Here is an 18484-nt window from a genome sequence, read left to right on the forward strand (position 1 = left end):
TTTGAATTACATTTTAAAATCCCATGGCAATGGGTTTATTAAGGTTACCCTTTTTTACATCAGCTGCTTGAAAAAAACTTTGTAAACATTTTTCATTTTACCTATTGACATTTCTTAGCTGGACTTTATATCCACTTCGCGTTCACTGGCTTTACAATAAATATATTTCCAACACTGAACAAAAAGAAGCGGGATGCATAGGATATAGTAAGTATTTTTATAAGGAGCATTCCATATGCCTAACTGCAAATCCAAAAACTGCAAATGCTGCTCAAAAAGATATGTCAGCTGCGGTATTGACAAAAAAGGCAACTGCCTGGATGTCTGCACGGATCCTATCTGCGGTGACCCGGACTGTCTTACGGTCCTGACCCCGGTTGTATATGATGAGCTTGGTATCAACCTCTGCCGGAATATCCCGCTGGAGCCGCCCTCCACAAATGTAGAAAGCATTTCCGTACAGGTTATGGATATCACATTTGAAACCTGCGGCGACGCAGCCGTATCCGCTGTCCCGATCAGCGGAAGGCCCAACTGCTATCTTGTGACGCTGACTAATCTGCAGGTTGTTTTTTTCGTAACTTTTTACGACTGTGCAAAACGGGTACTCTGTACACAGACCGTATGCGCAAACTACCTGCCCTATGACGAGTCCTCCGCAGACTACGAATACATGGATGAAGATACCAATCCCTCCTCTGTGGAACTGGAAATTTATGCACCTTACGGCGTAGCCCATGCCGATACGGCCGATCTCCCGGCTATTGTCCACGTTATCGGCTTCGGAGCCTGCAATACCTCGCTGACCCAGGGACTGAACCTGATTGCAATCCCCAAGGTCCTTAACTATGATACAGAAGATGATATTGCCACAATCGGGCTGAGCGTTATCCTGAAATCCGTTTATTTCTCCCAGTATAAGCTTCCCCACAATGGAAAAGCGGTGGTCCCCAAGGCCTGTACCCGTCCTACGGATGATACTATCTGCCTTGATTTTGTATGCGGTGATCTTCTTGATCTGGCCATTAAACCGCTGGAGCTGGGCCCGCCCAAATACGAAGAGACTCTTAAGGATTCCTGCGATGTCCCCTGTGACGTTCCCTGCGACCCCTGCTGCGCCGCCACACCAGGTTCCAAGGGCTGCAAGCAGACGCCGACGGCGGAAAACGACTGACCTTCCGGCAGCAGAAGGGTGCTGCTAAACCAGCACCTTTCAAGCTGCGGTTCAGCCATACAAAAATGATTGCCCAACTGCCTTCAGCGCTCCGCTTTCCATGGCCAATCCGTCCATTCCTTTCCACATGGCAAAACTGCTGCCTTATTTTACTTTTTTGTCGCCCGGAACGGTAAAGTATGATAAAATCAGTAGAAAAGACATAACTGTTATATATTAAACAAACAGTTATTAAACCTGCCCATTTGCCGCCGGGCTCAGGCGGATACCAGTGCTCTCCCCAGCAAAAGAAAGGACATGCCATGACTATCAATGATAAAATCCCGTATCTGTCAACCCCGCTCCCGGAAGATATCCTGCGTTTTAGCAGGGCCGGATATTTTTCAAAGGCGCTTTCCCTCATCGAAGGCTATCTGGCTGAAGATATTCCCGAAGCCCTCCGGGGACGTCTGGAGCTGGAAAAAATCAGGCTTATCCACCTTCCCGCGGATTTTCCCTACACCTATCCACAGGCAATGGCGCTCATCCATGAAACCATTCCTGATTTTACCGACGAAGAATTTGCCGCCCTGGAGGATGCCGGACGAATTGACTGTCTTTTTGTGGAGGGGGAGAAAAAATATTTTTCCCGTTTCTTTGAAACGCTCACCGCCACCCACCCGGACATCGCAGCACGCTCCAATCCCTCGCTTACCCTGGAAGCCGTCCGCAAAGCGCAGTTCCGACGGGAAACCATGAAAAAGATCATGGAAGACGGCGGACTGCAGTATCACATCCATCTCCGGGCCGGACTGCAGGTCAAAGACGAATTCTTTGCCCCCGGAAAGGAAATGCTTGTCCACCTTCCCTTCCCCAAGGAAAGCAGCCCTACCTCCCACATCCGCATTCTCCGGACAAGCCATAATCCTACCGCGCTCGCGCCCGTGGATGCGCCGTCCCGGACCATCGCCTTCCGGACCACGCTTACGGAAAACGCCGCCTTCTGGGTGGAATATGAATATGACAGTACGATACGTTATCAGAAGCCCGAGCCCGACGGGGTATCCCCCCTGCAGCCGGACTTTGATACGGACGAAGTGCTTCCCCACATCCGCTTCACGCCCTTTTTACGTTCTCTTGCAGAGGAAATCACCGGCAGTGAAACCAATCCTCTTTGCAAAGCGGAAAAAATATATGACTACATCACCACCCACGTGAAATATTCCTTCATGAAAGAATATTTTCTGCTGGATGATATCCCGGAATACTGCGCCATCAACCGGAAGGGGGACTGCGGTGTCCAGGCGCTGCTTTTCATCACCCTCTGCCGTATCGCAGGAATCCCTGCGCGCTGGCAGTCCGGGCTGTCCGCCACGCCGGAATCCATTGGCCCCCACGACTGGGCACAGTTCTATATCGCCCCTTACGGCTGGCTGCATGCCGACCTCTCCTTTGGCGGAAGCGCCTTCCGCGCCGGGGATGAGGAACGCAGGAAATTCTATTTCTGCAATCTGGATCCCTTCCGCATGGTTGCCAATACGGAGTTTCAGGCGCCGCTGCTTCCCGAAAAGAAAGGGCTGCGGGCAGATCCCTATGATAACCAGGTAGGGGAATGTGAGATTGAAGGCGTGGGGCTTTATACCACACAGTTTGAATATTTCCACCAGATGATCGATATCCATCCGGTTCCCTGCGATTTCCCGGAGGAGTAAAGACGTGACGGAAGCTGCCCCTGGAAACCATTTTTAAGCTGGATGCCATTCGGAAGACATCCCGGAAGCCGTTTTTAAGCCGGAAGCTATGAAGCCGGGCTTATTCTTCCGGCCTAAAAACGCTGCCGGCATCAAGGTGCCTGCGGCAATCAAATACTCCGCTGCAAGCAGCGGGGTATTTGACCCTCGCGGCAGTCGCCAAATATCCATGCAAGCATGGCTACTTGGCTCGTTGCTCGCGGGAATAAAAAAAGACCGTATTGTACCGGCGCATCCACCGTCCCGAAGACGGCGGCGCGCCGGTTTCCTGCCGTCATGCGGTCAGGAAATGCAATCGGTCTTTTTTCATTCCAAGTTTACAGCCGGTGTTTCCTCAGTCCAGATGAAACACTGTCTGTAAGTCAATGCTCACCGGGCTGTTGTCAGGGTTTGTTTCCATGATATCAGCCATATAATCCCACCATTTTCTGTTGATGGCGGTATCCGCGCCTTTGGCCCAAAGCTCCTCGTCCTCTATCTCTATGTAACCAAACAGCGTCAGCGTTTCCTTATCCAGGAATATTGTATAGTTCTTTCCGCCATGCTCATGAATCATGTCCTTCATTTCCGGCCAGAGCAGGTTATGCCTTCTTTCATACTCCGCTTCCTGTCCTTCATACAGCTTCATTTTAAATCCTTTTACCATTTTTATGCCTCCTGCATATCGCAGGCCTGCCTGCGATACTGCCTTAATAAGTAGTTTAAAGGGAACTTGCCTGCAAAATATTACTTCAGGATTTTTTCCACACGGAACCTGCATGTTCTTTTTTCCGCGGCCGGATCTGCCGGCACCTCCCAGCTGATGCAGTACACGTTTTCCTCCAGGCCCTTGTGGTTCATGTGCTTTTTCTGCTCCCAGCGGATGCTGCCTTCCAGCTCCTCCACCGTGATCAGGCATGCATATTTTTCACCTTCGATCCGTATGGTATTGCCTTTTGCAACGGGGACAAACTGCGTTACAAGGTTCTCACTCATGGGAACCGGCTCCGAAGACTCCGGCGCTCCCCCGGGCAGCTTTGCCGCCGTGAGGCAGTCCTCCACGCAAAGGGTTTCCATCGCACAGTCATAACGGAGCGTACGCGTAAGCTCCTTCACCTTATCATTTCCATAAGCGCCCGCAAAGGAAATGATGGTTTCTCCCCTGCCGTCCGCTTCAAAGCGGCTGCAGGAATATTCCCCGCCTTCCTTCTGTCCTTCGCCGTCAATCACCGGAACGCTGTGTCCAAAGGAATTATTGCAGAGGATCCGGTACCTGCCCTCATGAAAATATTCCTTCGTATACTCTCCTGCGCCCAGATCCGTCAGCAGCATTTCATCTCCCACAAGGTAGAAAAAGCTTCCCACGTCATTATGGTTGTGAGGCTCTCCGTTATTGCCGCCCTTGGCCGCCATACCGCCGCCGGAAGCGCCTTTGCAGATACTCCACTGGGCATCGGCAAGCACGTCGCAGCCGCGCTCCTCCCCGTTTTTCTCCGCCTGGGGAAGGGCGCCCTTTTCCGCCCGTTCCAGATACTGCTGTGTCCAGAGCACATCCCTTATGTTGGCCATAAAACGGTAGCAGCTGTCCCCGTCGAAGCCGCCCGCACAGGACACGGGAGGAATCTCCATCCCGGCATAACGCATGGCAAGGAAGCATGTCAGTCCCATCTTATATTTGTCCCTGCTGTCGCCGTCGGAAAAGCTGAGCGTCCTGCCTGACGGGAAAAAGCATTTCTGCTGGAAGAGGGCGATCTGCCTGCATTTTTCCTGATCCATCAGATCTGTCTTTCCTTCCGTATACCGGTAAAGCATATCGGCAAAACCGGTATAGTAGGTCATACCATATACGAAATAGCTCAATCCCTCCATACATGCGCCGTCATCGGAAAAACCGCCGATATAGGAACGAAGGGAACGCTCCAGACGCTCCAGCAGCGGCTGCAGCCGTTCCGGCTCCTCCTGCATCAGGGAGAGCGCCGCGCAGCCGATGCTGCCGCAGCATACCGCATTCCAGTTATTGTCGCCGCCTTCCCAGAAATTATAGGGCGGCCGGGAATTCATAAAAGGCTCCAGGATACGGCGGAAAACATTGTCCCGTACCTTTTTCCGCAGGCTTTCCGGCAGCCGGTCTCCCACCAGGCTGATGATCTCAGCCAGAGCCTGGGCTGTTTCGGAGGCGAACAAATCCACGCGGATACGCCAGTCCGGATCACTGTCCCTCTCCACATGGGCGGGCAGCGCCCAGCATTCCTCTTCACAGATCCCATCCAGAACCTCTTCCAGCTTATGCAGGTATTCCGGCTTTCCTTCCAATATGGAAAGGCAGCCGAACACCGCCAGCATCTTGCGTCTGGTAAAATACACTTCTTCATAAATCAGCCGGTTCCCTGTCTTCTCATAAAGGGCAAACAGTTCCTCTCCGGCCACCGGCATGGGCTGATCCATCATCTCAGCCGCATGTGCTCTCATACATTCACAATAGGCCTCCAGATAGGCCTTTATCTCTTCTGTCCGCACCTGTTTCTGCTCCGTCATTTCTGCTCCCATCTGCGCACCGCAGCGCGCATATAACTAAAACCGCCCGCCGGTCAGGCCTCCGCAAGGTTACGTCCGGCAGCCGGCGTTTTTTTCCGACAGCCGGACGGCTTTCATTCAGCATCCGAAGGTTCTTTTTCCGGCTTTCCCTCTGTATCAGGCGCGCGTCAGTTGCCTGCGGCCTCTTTGCCGTACACCTCGATCTGTGTCAGGGCCGGGAAAGGAGACGGATCATCCGCTTTGATTAAGTCGCCCATTTCCAGCCAGGTAATGGTTTTCTTTTCAAAAGTAAAGGTATGGGGAAGCACCGATTTTTCCATGGGAAGCTGCATTTCGCTTCCGTCTGAAAATGTGATTTTCCCGTCCACCCACCAGTTGTCGTGGGGGAAATCTGCCCTGGTATACAAAACAATGGTATCCACCTCAACCGGACGGCCGAAATCCAGACGGATCCTGGCGTCATCCTGGCGGTTAATTCCCCAGGAAGCATAGGGCCACGCCCCATGGGAACGGTTTTCCGTCACGCCGTCAATGGCATTCATCGCCGCAAAAACGGACTCTCCCCTTGTTTCCACATTGGCAGAAGCCCTGGGATAGCAGACCTCATTGCCGTGCTGGTCATTTACATTCAGCGCCAGATTGCGGTAGGCGCCGATTTCATAAGCCCTGGCCTTTTTCACACACAGAAGGTGCCTGTCCCCGGAAAACACCTTGGGGGAATAGCAGATTCTTTTTTCACCGAAGGGGATGGTATATTCATAAGTATCCGTCAGGTAAACCAGGGATTTTCCCAGCGCATCATCCACCTGAAGCCAGAGGAAGCAGTTTTTCTCCGTGGTCTCCACCAGGATTTTATCCCCCTCCTCATATGCACTCAGCACGGCCAGGCTGGTTTCCTCTTCCCCGCTGCTCATGCATTTTACCTGCCGGTCTTTATCGATCACTTTTAATGTCAGCAAGATTTTTCCCTCCTAAATCAAGAAAAACGGCAGAAGCCGCAACGATCCGGATAACCGGACTGTTGCGGATATCCGGCCATTTCAAAATCGCTGCGCGATAGGCCGGATGCTTGCTGCCGCCATGTTTTCATACGATACGCGTAACTGTCCAGTACACTCACAGTTACCGTTCCACAGCTTACCCTGATGCTTGCCGTGTCTTCTTGCCGGGACTGTCTGCCGGGGCTATAGGGCTGCTTACTGGGGCTGTTTTCCGATGTAAGCCAGGATACCGCCGTCTACGTAAAGTACATGTCCGTTTACGAAGTTGGAAGCATCGGATGCCAGGAATACGGCAGGTCCCTGCAGATCTGCGGTGTCTCCCCATCGTGCGGCAGGAGTCTTTGCAATAATGAACTGATCGAAGGGATGTCTGCTTCCATCAGGCTGGATTTCACGCAGGGGCGCAGTCTGGGGTGTGGCAATATAGCCGGGCCCGATGCCGTTGCACTGAATGTTGTATTCGCCATATTCGGATGCAATATTTCTGGTGAGCATCTTCAGACCGCCCTTGGCAGCCGCATAAGCGGAAACGGTTTCACGGCCCAGCTCGCTCATCATGGAGCAGATGTTGATAATCTTGCCGTGGCCCTTCTTAATCATGCCGGGAATTACGGCCTTGGATACGATGAAAGGAGCATTTAAGTCCACGTCGATTACCTGACGGAACTGATCAGCGGACATCTCCAGCATGGGGATACGTTTGATGATACCTGCATTGTTTACCAGGATATCGATTACGCCCACTTCTTCTTCAATCTTCTTAACCATTTCCGTTACCGCTTCTTCATTGGTAACATCGCACACATAGCCGTGTGCTTCGATTCCCTCTTCCTTGTAAGCGGCCAATCCCTTGTCCACCAGCTCCTGCTTGATATCGTTGAAAACGATGGTCGCGCCGGCCTGGGCATAAGCGGTTGCAATCGCAAAACCGATGCCGTAGGATGCGCCTGTAACGAGAGCCACCTTGCCTTCCAGTGAAAAATCATTCAAAATTCCCATTTTTGTTTCCTCCTTATATGAAATAAAATTACATCAGTTCCGTCATTTTAACGCCGTCCATGTCATCGAAATCCTGATTTTCCCCGACCATGCCCCAGATAAAGGTATAGGCTCTGGAGCCGCTGCCGGAATGGATGGACCAGCTGGGTGAAATCACCGCTTCTTCATTTCTTACCACAATATGTCTTGTTTCTGTGGGCTCTCCCATGTAATGCATCACGAAAGCATCCTCGGGAAGGTCAAAATAGAGGTAAACCTCCATCCTTCTGTCATGGGTATGGCAGGGCATGGTATTCCATACGCTGCCCGGTTTCAGGGAGGTCATTCCCATTACCAGCTGACAGCTTTCCACCTGGCCGGGAAGAATGTATTTGCAGATAACTCTGTGATTGGATTCCTCCAGGCTGCCCAGTTCCACCTTATTTTCATCCTTAATGATGACCACGCCGTCTTCCGGTGTGCCTTCCCGCTTAATCAGCACGGTGGGGTAGGTTGTATGCGCGGGAGCGCTGTTTAAATAAAATTTTGCAGGATTTCCTGCATCTACGCTTTCAAAGCTGATGTCCCTGGAACCCATGCCTATGTACATGCCTTCTCTGGAAGCCACTTCATAAACTCTGCCGTCAACGGTAATTCTTCCTGCGCCGCCGATATTGATAACGCCCAGCTCTCTTCTCTGCAGGAAATATTCCGCACGAAGCTCGTCTCCTGCCGTAAGTTCCAGCTTCTTTGCAACCGGAGTTGCCGTTCCCGTAATAATACGGTCAATGTGGCTGTATACCAGCTTGATTTCATCTGCCGGGAAAAGCCCCTGAATCAGGAACTCCTCACGCAGTCTTTCTGTTGTGTAATGCTTTACGTCTCTGGGTGATGATGCCGTTCTTAATTCCATTTCTGCTCCCTTCCGCCCGCTTCATCGGGCATGCGGCTGCGCCGCCTGCAGGCAAAAGGCCGGATGCCGCCATTACCGCTTGCACCTTCAGCCCTTTCTGCCCTGTTCCGTCATTTCCAACTGCCTTAACTGCATTTATCATATCATGCTTTATATTCCGGTTCTTGTGTTATTTTCTTTAAAATCTTGCTTATTCTGAACTTATGTCGTATACTGTACAAAAAGGATATTTCTCCTGTAACTATATGCCGCAGATTTACCATAGCGCCGGCTGATTTTCAGGAAAAACAAGGGTTCTTTTACTAAATCAGAGAAAGGATAAAGCGAACACATTATGAAAGAATACAGCTCCTGCAAATCAGCCATTCAGTCCTGCATAGAGAACAAAAGTTTTGCGGTAGCCCACCTGTATAATGATGAGAGACCTATGGATATGCATATCCATGACTGCTATGAGATCTATTATTCCATCTCAGGAGGCAAGCAGTTTCTCATTGACAACCGCTTCTACGATATTCAGCCTGGGGATATTTTTTTTATTAACCAATATGAAAGCCATTACCTGTCCCAGATTGATCAGGCTGTCCATGAACGGATTGTCCTGTCGATTTATCCTGATTTCGTTAAAAGCATTTCCTCCCAGGCAACGGATCTGAATACCTGCTTCCACTACCGCGGCAGCGAGGTTTCCCACAAGCTCCATCTTTCCGAAGAGGAGCAGAACCGTTTCCGTTATTTTATACATAAGCTTACGGGCTTTTCCGGCTTTGGCTCCGATCTGGAGGAAAGGGCCGTTTTTACAGAGCTCATGGTGTTCCTGAACCGTATTTTCTACAGCAAAAGCAAATCCGGTAAGCTGCCGCTTGATGCAGCGGCATACCATACACAGGTGGACGACATTCTTACCTTTATCAACCAGAACATTGATTCCCAGCTGAGCATTGACGATCTGTCCTCCCATTTTTACCTGAGCAGCTCATATCTGTGCCGTATTTTCAAAGCTGCCACAGGCACTACCATCAACAAATATATTACCGCCAAGCGTATTACGGTGGCCAAATCCCTGCTCAGCACCGGTTATTCCGTCACGGAAACGTGCGAGAGGTGCGGCTTTAACGATTACAGCAATTTTCTTAAGGCCTTTACGAAGGCTGTGGGGATTTCACCCAAAAAGTATGCGCAGTGTTCGGCCAGCTGATGGGCTTATTGGGTGTTCTGCATGCGGTAGTAGGTGCCTTTTTGGGCCATCAGCTGGTCGTGGGTGCCGCGTTCTATTATTTCACCTTCCTGAATTACGAGTATTAAGTCGGCATTGCGGATGGTGGAGAGGCGGTGGGCTATGGCTATGATGGTGCGTTTGCCTGTGATGCGGTTGATGGCTTTCTGGATCTGGCGTTCGGTTTCCACGTCTACTGAGGCAGTCGCTTCATCGAGGATGATAATGGGGGACTGGCGCAGGATAGCTCTTGCTATGGCTACGCGTTGTTTTTGTCCGCCGGAGAGGCGCAGACCTCTTTCTCCTACTTTTGTTTCATAACGGTCGGGCATGTGCATGATGTCTTCATGGATGTTGGCGGCTTTTGCGGCTTCTTCGATCTCCTCCCGTGTGGCGTCCGGTTTTGCATAGCCGATATTATCGGCGATGGTGCCGTTGAAGAGGAACGTGTCCTGAAGCACGGGGGAAATGTTGCGGCGGAGGCTTTGGAGAGTGACGTTTTTAATATCCTTGCCGTCTATGAGAATCCGGCCTCCCATCAGATCGTAAAACCGGGACAGAAGCTGTGTCATGGTTGTTTTTCCCACGCCGGTGGGGCCGACCAATGCCACCATCATGCCGGGTTCACAGGAAAAAGATACTTTTTTGAGCACCGGTATTTTATTGGCATAGTGAAAGCTCACATCTTCGAAGGTAATGCTTCCCTGGGCCTTTCCCAGATCCTCTGCCTCCGGTGCATCCTGAATGGCTGAGGGCGTATCCAGAATCAGGGTGACACGTTCCGCTCCGGCCAGCGACTGCTGCAGATTTTCCAGCAGATTGGCAAGTCCGGAAACCGGCGCGTAAAACAGGGAGAGGTACAGCATGAAGGCAACGATGTCTTCTACGGAAAGCTGCCCCCGGTACGCCAGCACGCCTCCGAAAAATACCACGAGCACAGTACCTACAGAGGACAGGAATTCCACGCTGGGGTGGAATACGGCGCTGGCGCGCAGCGCGCGGAGCATGGCGCGTACCTGTTCAAAGTTTTTCTTTTTTACCTGTTCGTCTTCAAATTCTTCCTGGCCGAAGGACTGGATCTCATGCAGGCCGGAAAGGTTATCCTGGAGCTTGGCATTCAGTTCACCCATGCATTTCTGGGAAGCCTTGAAGAAAGGGCGCACTTTCTTGGCAAAAATTACGCCGGAAAAGAGAATCAGCGGAATCGGGCAGCAGGTAATCAGCGCCAGCTTCCAGTTTATCATAAGAAGAATGATGAGGACTCCCGCAAAGGTCACCAGGTTAGTGATCATTTCGGGTATCATATGCGCATAAAGCAGTTCAAAATCCCTGGTGTCATTTACTACCCTGCTCATCAGATCTCCGGTCTGCTTATCATGGAAGAAGCCCAGATCCAGATGCTGCAGCTTGTCATACATCCTGCTGCGCAGATCCCCTACCAGGTACCAGGCAGCTTTATGCGCCAGATAATTGCTTAAAAACCGGAAAGCTATCCGCAGCAGATAGAGTCCCAGCAAAATCAGCGTCAGCTTCGTAATTATGGAGAAGGACGTATTTTCCAGCCTCTTTTCCACTATGCCGGTCATGGTTGACAGTACCTTGGGCGCCGCCAGATTCACCGCGGTCAGACAGAGCGTGGACACGATAGCCAAAATATAGAGTCCCTTGTATCTCGCCGCTTCCTTTGTCAGCTTCCATAGCATTTTCATTGATATTTTTCCCCCTTTATCTGTTATGCCTGTTTTGTTTTGATTTATCTAAAGGATTTCAGATTACTATTAAGTATAACGCCATTCTGCATTGGTAAAAAGAAGAAATCAGATTTCTTTTTCGTTTTTTTCCTGTTATGCGTTTTTTTCCGGACACTGCTCTTGACGGCTGTTACGCCGGCGGATCGGTATTCCGGCAGAAACAGGCGGGAATACTTACTTATACCAGCCCGGTTTGGGGTGAAAACGGCCTATGATGGCAGTCTGGTGCGCATGCAGACGCCGGGACATATTATTGGACTCAGGAAGGATATCCGGAGCCTGATTGGAAAACAGCCGGGAGATACGGTACATGTTGTGATTACGGAAAGGGAATGAACGGGATAATTTTGTTATCTCTCCCATTTTATCCGTTGTGTGACATCGTCACGGAAGTTTACGCATATAACAGTTAAAATAAGACCATGAATTAAAAACACCCGCAACTGTTGAGGTTCGGAACAGTTATGGGCACATTAACAATTATAAGCGTAAAAGGAGTGAATGATATGTCAGTAACAAACATCACATCAGACAATTTTCATAAAGAGGTACTTGAGTCCGAAAAGCCCGTGCTGTTGGATTTCTGGGCGCCCTGGTGCGGCCCCTGCCGCATGTTTTCGCCCACGGTGGATTCTGTGGCCGAGGAGCGTGAGGATATCAAGGTCGGGAAAATCAATATTGATGAAAACATCGAGCTGGCAAACCAATTCGGTGTGGCCAGCATCCCCACTCTTGTCCTTGTGCAAAATGGAAGGAAAAAAGCGGCCAGCGTAGGCCTTCGTTCCAAAAAAGATGTTTTAAAAATGCTGGATGCCTGAGCGGCTGCCCTTGCAGGCTCCCGTCCGGAGTTCATCCAGTCATGATGTGCTTTCCCGATAAATCAAAGCCTTGCTTTGCAGCCGGTAAAAGGCTGGAAAGCAAGGTCTTTTTATCTTTGAAGCAACACGCCTGAAGGCTTTTTATTTTCCCCACTTGCCTTCCAGCGCCTGAAATTCCTCTTCCGTCAGGTTAAGCACGCTGCCATGTCTCTTTTTGCTCTTTCCCAAATCGTATTCCGATTCCTCCGGGATTCTGAATTCGCCGCTTCCGAAATCCGGGCTGAACAGGGGAAGATAGCCTTTTCCCTCCGCAAAACGATCCACAAGGACACACCATTCCTCTCTGTCGTTAAACCGGAAGGATGCGGGTCCTTCCACGCCGGCCAGCGCGTTCAGCACCGGCGCGTACACCTCCGTAAAGCTGTCCTTATCCAGGCTTCTGCTTTTTTCCAGGCGGATATTTTTCTCGGTTTCATCTTTGGAGAATCTGTAATAATAATCCCCGGCTTTTAATATCGTGGTGTCAATGATATGGTTTTCACCCTCCTGATATTTGACAGGCTCCGTAAAGGCATGGAAGTCCGTCGTATAGGAAGCGTAAATGCGCTGCTTTGATTCAGTGTCGCCCGGTTCCTTCACCTTGGAAGCCCAGAATACAAGGAAGGCCTGCTTCTTTTCATCAAAAATTGCTTCCGGCGCCCAGACGCAGCCGGCCTCCGGGATTCCAACCTCCGCGCAGAACGGGCCGTCCCAGTTCACCATATCCTCCGACTCCCACACAATCAGGTTCCTGCTGCCTTCTTCCTGTGCAGCCGTCCAGCCTTTTCCCGCTTCGATCCGAAGATCCGTAGCGATAATCACGTATTTTCCGTTCAGAGGATTCCTGAGGATAAAGGGATCTCTCACGCCCGCCTCTCCGATATCCGAAACCAGGACCGGTTTTCCTTCATTCAAGTCCATCCAGTGCAGCCCGTCCCTGCTCAGCGCAAAATAAATCTGCTCTCCCAGCTTTTCCTCTCCTGTAAAATGTACGAACAAATATCCTGTGTATGCTGCCATATTTCTTCCTTTCTCTCATGCCGTCAAAGCGGCTGTTGCTGTTTATACTTTTTATTAATATAGGTACAGGCCGTTACAGCCCGTATTTTCTGTACAGCCGGCTCCGCAGGGATGCGTCCTCAGCCACACGCAGGATGTCCGTAAAGCGTTCTTCCTCTCCCAGCCGCTGTATCAGCTGCGCCAGGCGGTTTTCCCCTTTTTTCATCCCACGCCTTTCTCCTCGTCTTTCTCCTCGTCTTTCTCCGCGTTCCTCACCGATTTTAATTCCTTCCTTACGGCAGGCGTCCATCCATTCGTCAAAAGCTCTGCACATATCGATGCGTCCTCCTTCCCTGTTTTCCCTGATATATTTCTCCAGCCTCCGGGAATTGGTGCAGTTTACTATCACCGCAAATCCCCTTTCTGTCATGCGTGTGAAGGCATCCCTGTTGGCATTCACAAAAGCGCACATGGCAGCTTTATCATCCACTCTCTGCAAAATGCCCATCACCTCCCGCAGCTCCGTACGGAACAGTTCGATATCCAAATCCTTTCTTATAGAGAGCCGCCGCAACGGGTAATCCGGCAGTCCGGGTTCTCCTGGTTTTCTACGGCCAGTACTGCGGCCGGGCGGTGTCTGTAAAACAGCTTCTTTGTATCCCGAATCCTTTTTCCCGGCTTTCCGCTACTGTTTTCGGTGCCCTGCACGCTGTCCATGGGCAGAAGCTCCTCCGGGCGGATTTCCTGTCTTCCCCGGAAAAAGCAGCCATTGAGCAGATCTGCAAAGATATGCGGATCTCCCAGAAATTCATTCAGGGTAATGTCTTTTTTCCCCATTTGTTTCTCCTACATATTATAAACTTTTGTGCGTGAAATATCAATCATTTTTTAGTTGTGGTCCAGAGGTTACAAACCGGACCGAACTGTTACAGTTCAGCCTGGCCGCCCTGTAACTGCATCAAAAAAATGATTTCTTTTGACTGGCTTATGCCTGGGGAAACACCTGAGAGAGTTCTCGGGATTTTTCAAGATTAACTCACTTAATTTCGTTTATGATATAGAATAACAAAATTTGTGGAAGAGGGCAAGTTTTTTCAAGCTTTTTTACTTATTTTTAACTGTTTCGAAGCAGGATGTCAACTGTAACCCTGAAAGCGGCAGGGGCAGCCCGCATAACTGACGGTTCTGCTCCCTGCCGTAAATTTTGATTGTTTACTCCGCCGTAATCGTCCTGCTTTCCCTTTCCGCTGAAATTTCTTCCACGGTTTTTTCACGGATTCTTACAGCTCCCTGATATCCGTCTTTTGTAGGAATCAGATCGCCTTTGGCAAAGCGTTCCTTGGCCTCTGCGATGGCCTGGGTATACTGGGGCAGCCATTCCGCTTCCGCGATCAGCATTTCATCTATCATCTGCCAGATTTCCGGAGGGTTGCACACGGCTCCGGTCAGAGGATCCATGAGGGCGGCCTGCTTCAGAAGCTTCACATCGCCTGCCACCGCTGCTTCTACGGCCAGACGCTGTACCCATATGGACTGGGAACAAACGGCGGCACAGCCCAGGGGCAGATCCCCCAGCTTAGGAACGGAGATTCCGTTGCCGTCCACATAGCAGGGAACTTCAACCACACACTCATAAGGCAGGTTGGTAATGCAGCCTTCATTCATGATATTAAAATGGCCCCTGTATTTTCTGCCGGTTTCCAGGGACTCCATGATGTAGGAGCAGTGCTCCTTTCCCCTCTGGCTGCCGTCGTATTTTTTTGGAGGCTCCGATGCAATCTTGGGGTATTCCGTTTCAAACCAGTTGCGTTCCTCTCTGGTAACGCGCAGATAGCCGCCGGTTTCTCCATTAATCCAGCTGTCCGTATTGATCCAGTCCTTGATTTCATCCGGACGCTTCCGGTACCATGCCACATATTCGGATAAATGGCCGTTGGATTCGGTGGAATAATAGCCGAAGCGTTTCAGGATATCAATTCTGACCTTCTCCTCTTCGCTGAAGCGTTCATGGGCCTCAAAACCGGCAAGCAGCTTATCCTTCAGCTCCACGCCTTTATGCTTTACGCTCACATACCAGGTCTGATGGTTGATGCCGGCGCAGGTGATGTCCAGATCCTCCCTGGGGATTCCCAGAACCTCGGCAATCTGGCTCTCGCCGTGAATCTCACCGTGGCACAGGCCGATGGTTTTGACCCCGCCGTATTTATTGCATGCCCAGGTGGCCATGGCGTTGGGATTGGAGTAATTAAGCATAATTGCCCCCGGCTCCGCCACTTCCCTGATATCCTTACAGAAATTCAGCATTTCAGCGATTACGCGCTGTCCGTACATGATGCCGCCGGTGCAGAGGGTATCGCCCACACACTGATCCACACCGTATTTCAACGGAATGTCCACATCCATTTCAAAAGCGGGCAGGCCTCCGATGCGGACGCAGTTGATAATATATCTGGCGCCGCGGAAGGCTTCCCTTCTGTCTGTTGTCGCCTGAATGGTAATCGGGATATTGTTGCTGTCCAAATCCCGCTGGCACAGACGGGTTACCTTATCCAGATTGTCCGGATTGATATCCGTAAAGGCCACCTCAATATCATGAAATTCCGGTACGGACATGATATCTGTAAATAATGTCCTGGCAAAAACCAGGCTTCCCGCCCCAATCACTGCAATTTTAAAGCTCATAATACTTCCCCTTTCCTGATGTCAACTGTATCGCTGTTCATGTGTAAAAACAGGAATCCGAATGAACCACATAAAATAACGGGTTCCTTCCTCCCTACGCTGTTTTTACAGCCGGTCCGGCAGGCGTTCACCTGCCGGGCAATTGCCTTATCTCCTTATTTTCAGGCTCTGCGGATACAGAAAAGCTTCGCGCCATGTACCTTCACAGCGCTGGAAATCACGCTTCCCCTGCTTTGCTGCACTTCTCCGGTCCAAAGCTCCTCCATCACAAGCTCCTGATCCAAATCAGGAACCTCCGCGGATACGGCGGCATACACATCCTCCGTCTTAACGCCGACTTCCTTTTCTTCATCGTTGAAATTAAACAGCGCGGCATAAACGGCATCCTCTCCGTTTTTCCTGCTGGCCCATACCGCATGCACGCCGTCCCGTTCCACCTGTACGCCATGGTACTCCGATCCCATAAGCGCCAGCACCCTTTCATTGGTGAGCAGGGAAAGCGTCCATTCGTCCAGCTTGGGCATTTCCGCGCCCAGCATCAGGGGAGAACGGAAGATGCACCACAGGGTCATCATGGTCACCTGCTCTTCTTTTGTAAAATTGGTCTGTCTTTCTTCACCGAAGCCCTTGCCCAGCCAACCCAACGGCAGCATGTCGCAGTCCGGATAGCAGCCCTGTGTCACGTGGTTCTGCCACAGCTCGCAGCGGTAGAACATGTTCAGGAGAAGTTCCCATTTATCCCAGAAATCATCGGTAATACGCCACATATTGGCATACTTCTCATAATGCCACGCCTTCTCAATCAGCGCAGGACCGGGAGAAAGACTGAGAACGATGGAACGGCCGCATTTTTCAATGGCCTTGTGGAGCATTTCGATCTCATGGGCGGCCGAATACTGGTTTTCCCGATAAATACTGGTGTTGCAGATGTCGTCACATTTGATATAATCCACTCCCCACTGGGCATACAGCGCAAGCAGGGAATCGTAGTAAGCCTGGCTGCCCTCCATATCCTTTCTCAGGCCGTACATATCCGGATTCCAGCCGCAGATGGAAGAAGGATTGGCAACCTCGTCCGCTGTCTGGCTGCTTCCCAGCACCGGCAGATGGTTCTGTGCGGCCGCACGGGGAATCCCCCTCATAATATGAATGCCGAACTTCAGGCCCAGGCCGTGTATGTAATCCGCCAGAGGCTTAAAGCCCGCCCCGTCCGCAGCGGAAGGAAAACGCTCCGGGCAGGGAAGGAGCCTTCCGTATTCATCCATTTCCAGCTTGCTGAAGGGGATATACTGATGCTTATCGCGCATGCTTCCCGCCCCATAGGCATACCACTGGATGTCCACAACGATGTACTCCCAGCCGTACTGCTTCAAATGAGCCGCCATATAGTCGGCATTGGCCTTCACCTGTTCTTCATTCACCGTGGTATCATAGTAGTCATAGCTGTTCCAGCCCATGGGCGGCGTCATGGCAAACCTGTTTTTATCCATTATCAAATCCTCCTTGTTTTGCGGAGCAAAATGCGAGTCCTCTGACGAGCAGAGGATTTTCCTCCTGCATGGTATTTTTTTGACACCGGAAATTATTGTTCTGTTTTCATTGTCTTTCCTGTCTGACTTGATTATAATATTCCCATATTGACAGCACAAGAATAAAAAAACGATAACGGAGGGTAATTTTTTGACCTTGCAAACTTATGGAACCTTCGGCTTCCTCAATCCGGGACAATTGGCGGAGGAACCGCTTATGCTTCTGGATTTCGGCATCGAAAAAAGGCAGTCCGAGAAGTACGATTTTTATAATAACGACCGGGATTATGACGGCTTTCTGTTTCAGTATACCTTTCAGGGGGAGGGGGTTTTTGAGACGGAGGAGGGCAGCCGCAGGCTTTCCGCCGGCACCGCCTTTTTCTCCTGCATCCCGGAAAAAAGCAGGTACTATCTGCCTGCGGGAGAACCGGAAAACCGGTGGGAATATCTGTATGTTCATTTTCAGGGTCCGGCAGCCGTTCCTTTTTTCCGGAAAATAAGAGACAGCTTCGGCCCGGTGGTTACAGTGCCCGCGGACAGCTTTCCGATACAGCTGTGGCTGAACCTGCACGAGGATATGACAAACGGACGGCAGCTGCGGCGGTATGAGGGTGGAGATCTGGTTTACCGCTTTCTGTCTTCGCTGCTGCGGACCCTGGAGGAACCGCAGCGGCCTGCGCTGACGCCCTGTGTGGAGGAAAGCATCCGCTACATGAAGGAGCATTTCCCGGAGCATTTTTCCATAGAGGAGCTGGCGGCGTACAAGGGGCTTTCCTCTGCCTATTTCACCCGGCTTTTTACCAGGGAAACCGGACAGTCCCCGGTCAGATATCTGACCGGGCTGCGGCTTTCCCATGCGCTGTCCCTGCTTTTGAACACCACCATGCCCGTGGAAGCGGTGGCCCGGGACTGCGGTTTCTCCTGCGGGAATTATTTCTGTAAGGTGTTCCGCAGGGCATCCGGCTGCACGCCTGCCGAATACCGGCGGCGCTATGGGGGCTGACCGGCTGCGGGCGTCCCACTTCCTCCCTGCAATGCCTGTTATTTAAGCCGCACAGAAACAGAAGTCGCTAAAAGATAAAAAGAAGCATCTTATCTCCATTGTTTTCCGGCAGATTTTATTTATACTTGGTTAGAGCG

Annotated in this window: 17 protein-coding genes; 6 read left to right on the forward strand and 11 right to left on the reverse strand. The window is 51.0% G+C overall.

The window, feature by feature from the left end; genetic code table 11:
- Positions 1-235: 235 nt before the first annotated feature.
- Positions 236-1174, forward strand: a complete 939-nt coding sequence (locus FYJ45_RS21595) for a hypothetical protein (RefSeq protein ID WP_025490607.1) — start codon at positions 236-238, stop codon at positions 1172-1174.
- Positions 1175-1476: 302 nt separating this feature from the next.
- Positions 1477-2865, forward strand: coding sequence for a transglutaminase-like domain-containing protein (locus FYJ45_RS21600; protein WP_154467185.1), 1389 nt, complete (start codon positions 1477-1479; stop codon positions 2863-2865).
- 373 nt (positions 2866-3238) lie between these two features.
- Here FYJ45_RS21600 and rhaM read toward each other — a convergent pair whose 3' ends face one another.
- From rhaM to kduI, 5 genes are all read right to left on the reverse strand, one after another.
- Positions 3239-3550: an L-rhamnose mutarotase gene (gene rhaM, locus FYJ45_RS21605; protein WP_025490606.1), complete on the reverse strand. Its 312-nt coding sequence runs from the start codon at positions 3548-3550 to the stop codon at positions 3239-3241.
- Between the two features lie 80 nt (positions 3551-3630).
- The gene (locus tag FYJ45_RS21610; protein ID WP_195841930.1) at positions 3631-5418 is read right to left on the reverse strand and encodes a heparinase II/III family protein; all 1788 of its coding nucleotides are present in this window, start codon (positions 5416-5418) and stop codon (positions 3631-3633) included.
- A gap of 167 nt (positions 5419-5585) precedes the next feature.
- Complete coding sequence (locus FYJ45_RS21615) at positions 5586-6377, reverse strand: DUF7402 domain-containing protein (RefSeq protein WP_035321544.1); 792 nt, start codon at positions 6375-6377, stop codon at positions 5586-5588.
- A 237-nt stretch (positions 6378-6614) separates the two neighbouring features.
- Complete coding sequence (locus FYJ45_RS21620; protein WP_154467187.1) at positions 6615-7418, reverse strand: gluconate 5-dehydrogenase; 804 nt, start codon at positions 7416-7418, stop codon at positions 6615-6617.
- 28 nt (positions 7419-7446) lie between these two features.
- The gene (kduI, locus tag FYJ45_RS21625) at positions 7447-8310 is read right to left on the reverse strand and encodes a 5-dehydro-4-deoxy-D-glucuronate isomerase (RefSeq protein WP_021635356.1); all 864 of its coding nucleotides are present in this window, start codon (positions 8308-8310) and stop codon (positions 7447-7449) included.
- Positions 8311-8644: 334 nt separating this feature from the next.
- Between kduI and FYJ45_RS21630 the strand changes: the two genes are divergently transcribed.
- The gene (locus FYJ45_RS21630; RefSeq protein ID WP_154467188.1) at positions 8645-9508 is read left to right on the forward strand and encodes a helix-turn-helix transcriptional regulator; all 864 of its coding nucleotides are present in this window, start codon (positions 8645-8647) and stop codon (positions 9506-9508) included.
- 5 nt (positions 9509-9513) lie between these two features.
- On the opposite strand, the gene FYJ45_RS21635 is transcribed toward FYJ45_RS21630, so the two are convergent.
- Positions 9514-11235, reverse strand: coding sequence for an ABC transporter ATP-binding protein (locus tag FYJ45_RS21635; RefSeq protein WP_154467189.1), 1722 nt, complete (start codon positions 11233-11235; stop codon positions 9514-9516).
- Positions 11236-11457: 222 nt separating this feature from the next.
- Here FYJ45_RS21635 and FYJ45_RS32830 point away from each other — a divergent pair, with 222 nt between their 5' ends.
- Both FYJ45_RS32830 and trxA read left to right on the forward strand, forming a co-directional pair.
- Positions 11458-11613: a DUF1905 domain-containing protein gene (locus FYJ45_RS32830; protein ID WP_276918010.1), complete on the forward strand. Its 156-nt coding sequence runs from the start codon at positions 11458-11460 to the stop codon at positions 11611-11613.
- A 170-nt stretch (positions 11614-11783) separates the two neighbouring features.
- Entirely contained in the window at positions 11784-12095 is a 312-nt protein-coding gene (trxA, locus tag FYJ45_RS21645) for a thioredoxin (protein ID WP_025490601.1), read from the forward strand.
- 141 nt (positions 12096-12236) lie between these two features.
- On the opposite strand, the gene FYJ45_RS21650 is transcribed toward trxA, so the two are convergent.
- The 5 genes from FYJ45_RS21650 to FYJ45_RS21665 form a co-directional block, all read right to left on the reverse strand.
- Entirely contained in the window at positions 12237-13154 is a 918-nt protein-coding gene (locus FYJ45_RS21650) for a glycoside hydrolase family 43 protein (RefSeq protein WP_025490600.1), read from the reverse strand.
- A 73-nt stretch (positions 13155-13227) separates the two neighbouring features.
- Complete coding sequence (locus FYJ45_RS31010; protein ID WP_235930943.1) at positions 13228-13680, reverse strand: hypothetical protein; 453 nt, start codon at positions 13678-13680, stop codon at positions 13228-13230.
- Positions 13681-13688: 8 nt separating this feature from the next.
- On the reverse strand, positions 13689-13970 hold the full coding sequence (locus FYJ45_RS31015; protein ID WP_235930944.1) for a hypothetical protein: 282 nt from the start codon (positions 13968-13970) through the stop codon (positions 13689-13691).
- Between the two features lie 375 nt (positions 13971-14345).
- Positions 14346-15815 carry an alpha-glucosidase/alpha-galactosidase gene (gene melA, locus FYJ45_RS21660; protein ID WP_154467190.1) on the reverse strand — a complete coding sequence of 490 codons (1470 nt, stop codon included), beginning with the start codon at positions 15813-15815 and terminating at the stop codon, positions 14346-14348.
- Positions 15816-15976: 161 nt separating this feature from the next.
- A complete protein-coding gene (locus tag FYJ45_RS21665; RefSeq protein ID WP_154467191.1) occupies positions 15977-17305 on the reverse strand; it encodes a glycoside hydrolase family 27 protein in 1329 nt (442 codons plus the stop codon).
- A 190-nt stretch (positions 17306-17495) separates the two neighbouring features.
- Between FYJ45_RS21665 and FYJ45_RS21670 the strand changes: the two genes are divergently transcribed.
- Complete coding sequence (locus FYJ45_RS21670) at positions 17496-18347, forward strand: helix-turn-helix domain-containing protein (protein WP_154467192.1); 852 nt, start codon at positions 17496-17498, stop codon at positions 18345-18347.
- The last annotated feature ends 137 nt before the right edge of the window (positions 18348-18484 follow it).

It is taken from the genome of Eisenbergiella porci, from assembly GCF_009696275.1.
GTDB classification, from domain to species: Bacteria; Bacillota; Clostridia; order Lachnospirales; family Lachnospiraceae; genus Eisenbergiella; species Eisenbergiella porci.

Bases quoted from the DNA above. Each gene is read 5' to 3' on its own strand.
- FYJ45_RS21600 (WP_154467185.1), top strand. From the start codon at position 1,477: ATGACTATCAATGATAAAATCCCGTATCTGTCAACCCCGCTCCCGGAA.
- FYJ45_RS21610 (WP_195841930.1), bottom strand. From the start codon at position 5,418: ATGACGGAGCAGAAACAGGTGCGGACAGAAGAGATAAAGGCCTATCTG.
- FYJ45_RS21635 (WP_154467189.1), bottom strand. From the start codon at position 11,235: ATGAAAATGCTATGGAAGCTGACAAAGGAAGCGGCGAGATACAAGGGA.
- trxA (WP_025490601.1), top strand. From the start codon at position 11,784: ATGTCAGTAACAAACATCACATCAGACAATTTTCATAAAGAGGTACTT.
- FYJ45_RS31015 (WP_235930944.1), bottom strand. From the start codon at position 13,970: ATGGGGAAAAAAGACATTACCCTGAATGAATTTCTGGGAGATCCGCAT.
- rhaM (WP_025490606.1), bottom strand. From the start codon at position 3,550: ATGGTAAAAGGATTTAAAATGAAGCTGTATGAAGGACAGGAAGCGGAG.
- FYJ45_RS21620 (WP_154467187.1), bottom strand. From the start codon at position 7,418: ATGGGAATTTTGAATGATTTTTCACTGGAAGGCAAGGTGGCTCTCGTT.
- melA (WP_154467190.1), bottom strand. From the start codon at position 15,815: ATGAGCTTTAAAATTGCAGTGATTGGGGCGGGAAGCCTGGTTTTTGCC.
- FYJ45_RS21650 (WP_025490600.1), bottom strand. From the start codon at position 13,154: ATGGCAGCATACACAGGATATTTGTTCGTACATTTTACAGGAGAGGAA.
- FYJ45_RS21630 (WP_154467188.1), top strand. From the start codon at position 8,645: ATGAAAGAATACAGCTCCTGCAAATCAGCCATTCAGTCCTGCATAGAG.
- FYJ45_RS21595 (WP_025490607.1), top strand. From the start codon at position 236: ATGCCTAACTGCAAATCCAAAAACTGCAAATGCTGCTCAAAAAGATAT.
- kduI (WP_021635356.1), bottom strand. From the start codon at position 8,310: ATGGAATTAAGAACGGCATCATCACCCAGAGACGTAAAGCATTACACA.
- FYJ45_RS21665 (WP_154467191.1), bottom strand. From the start codon at position 17,305: ATGGATAAAAACAGGTTTGCCATGACGCCGCCCATGGGCTGGAACAGC.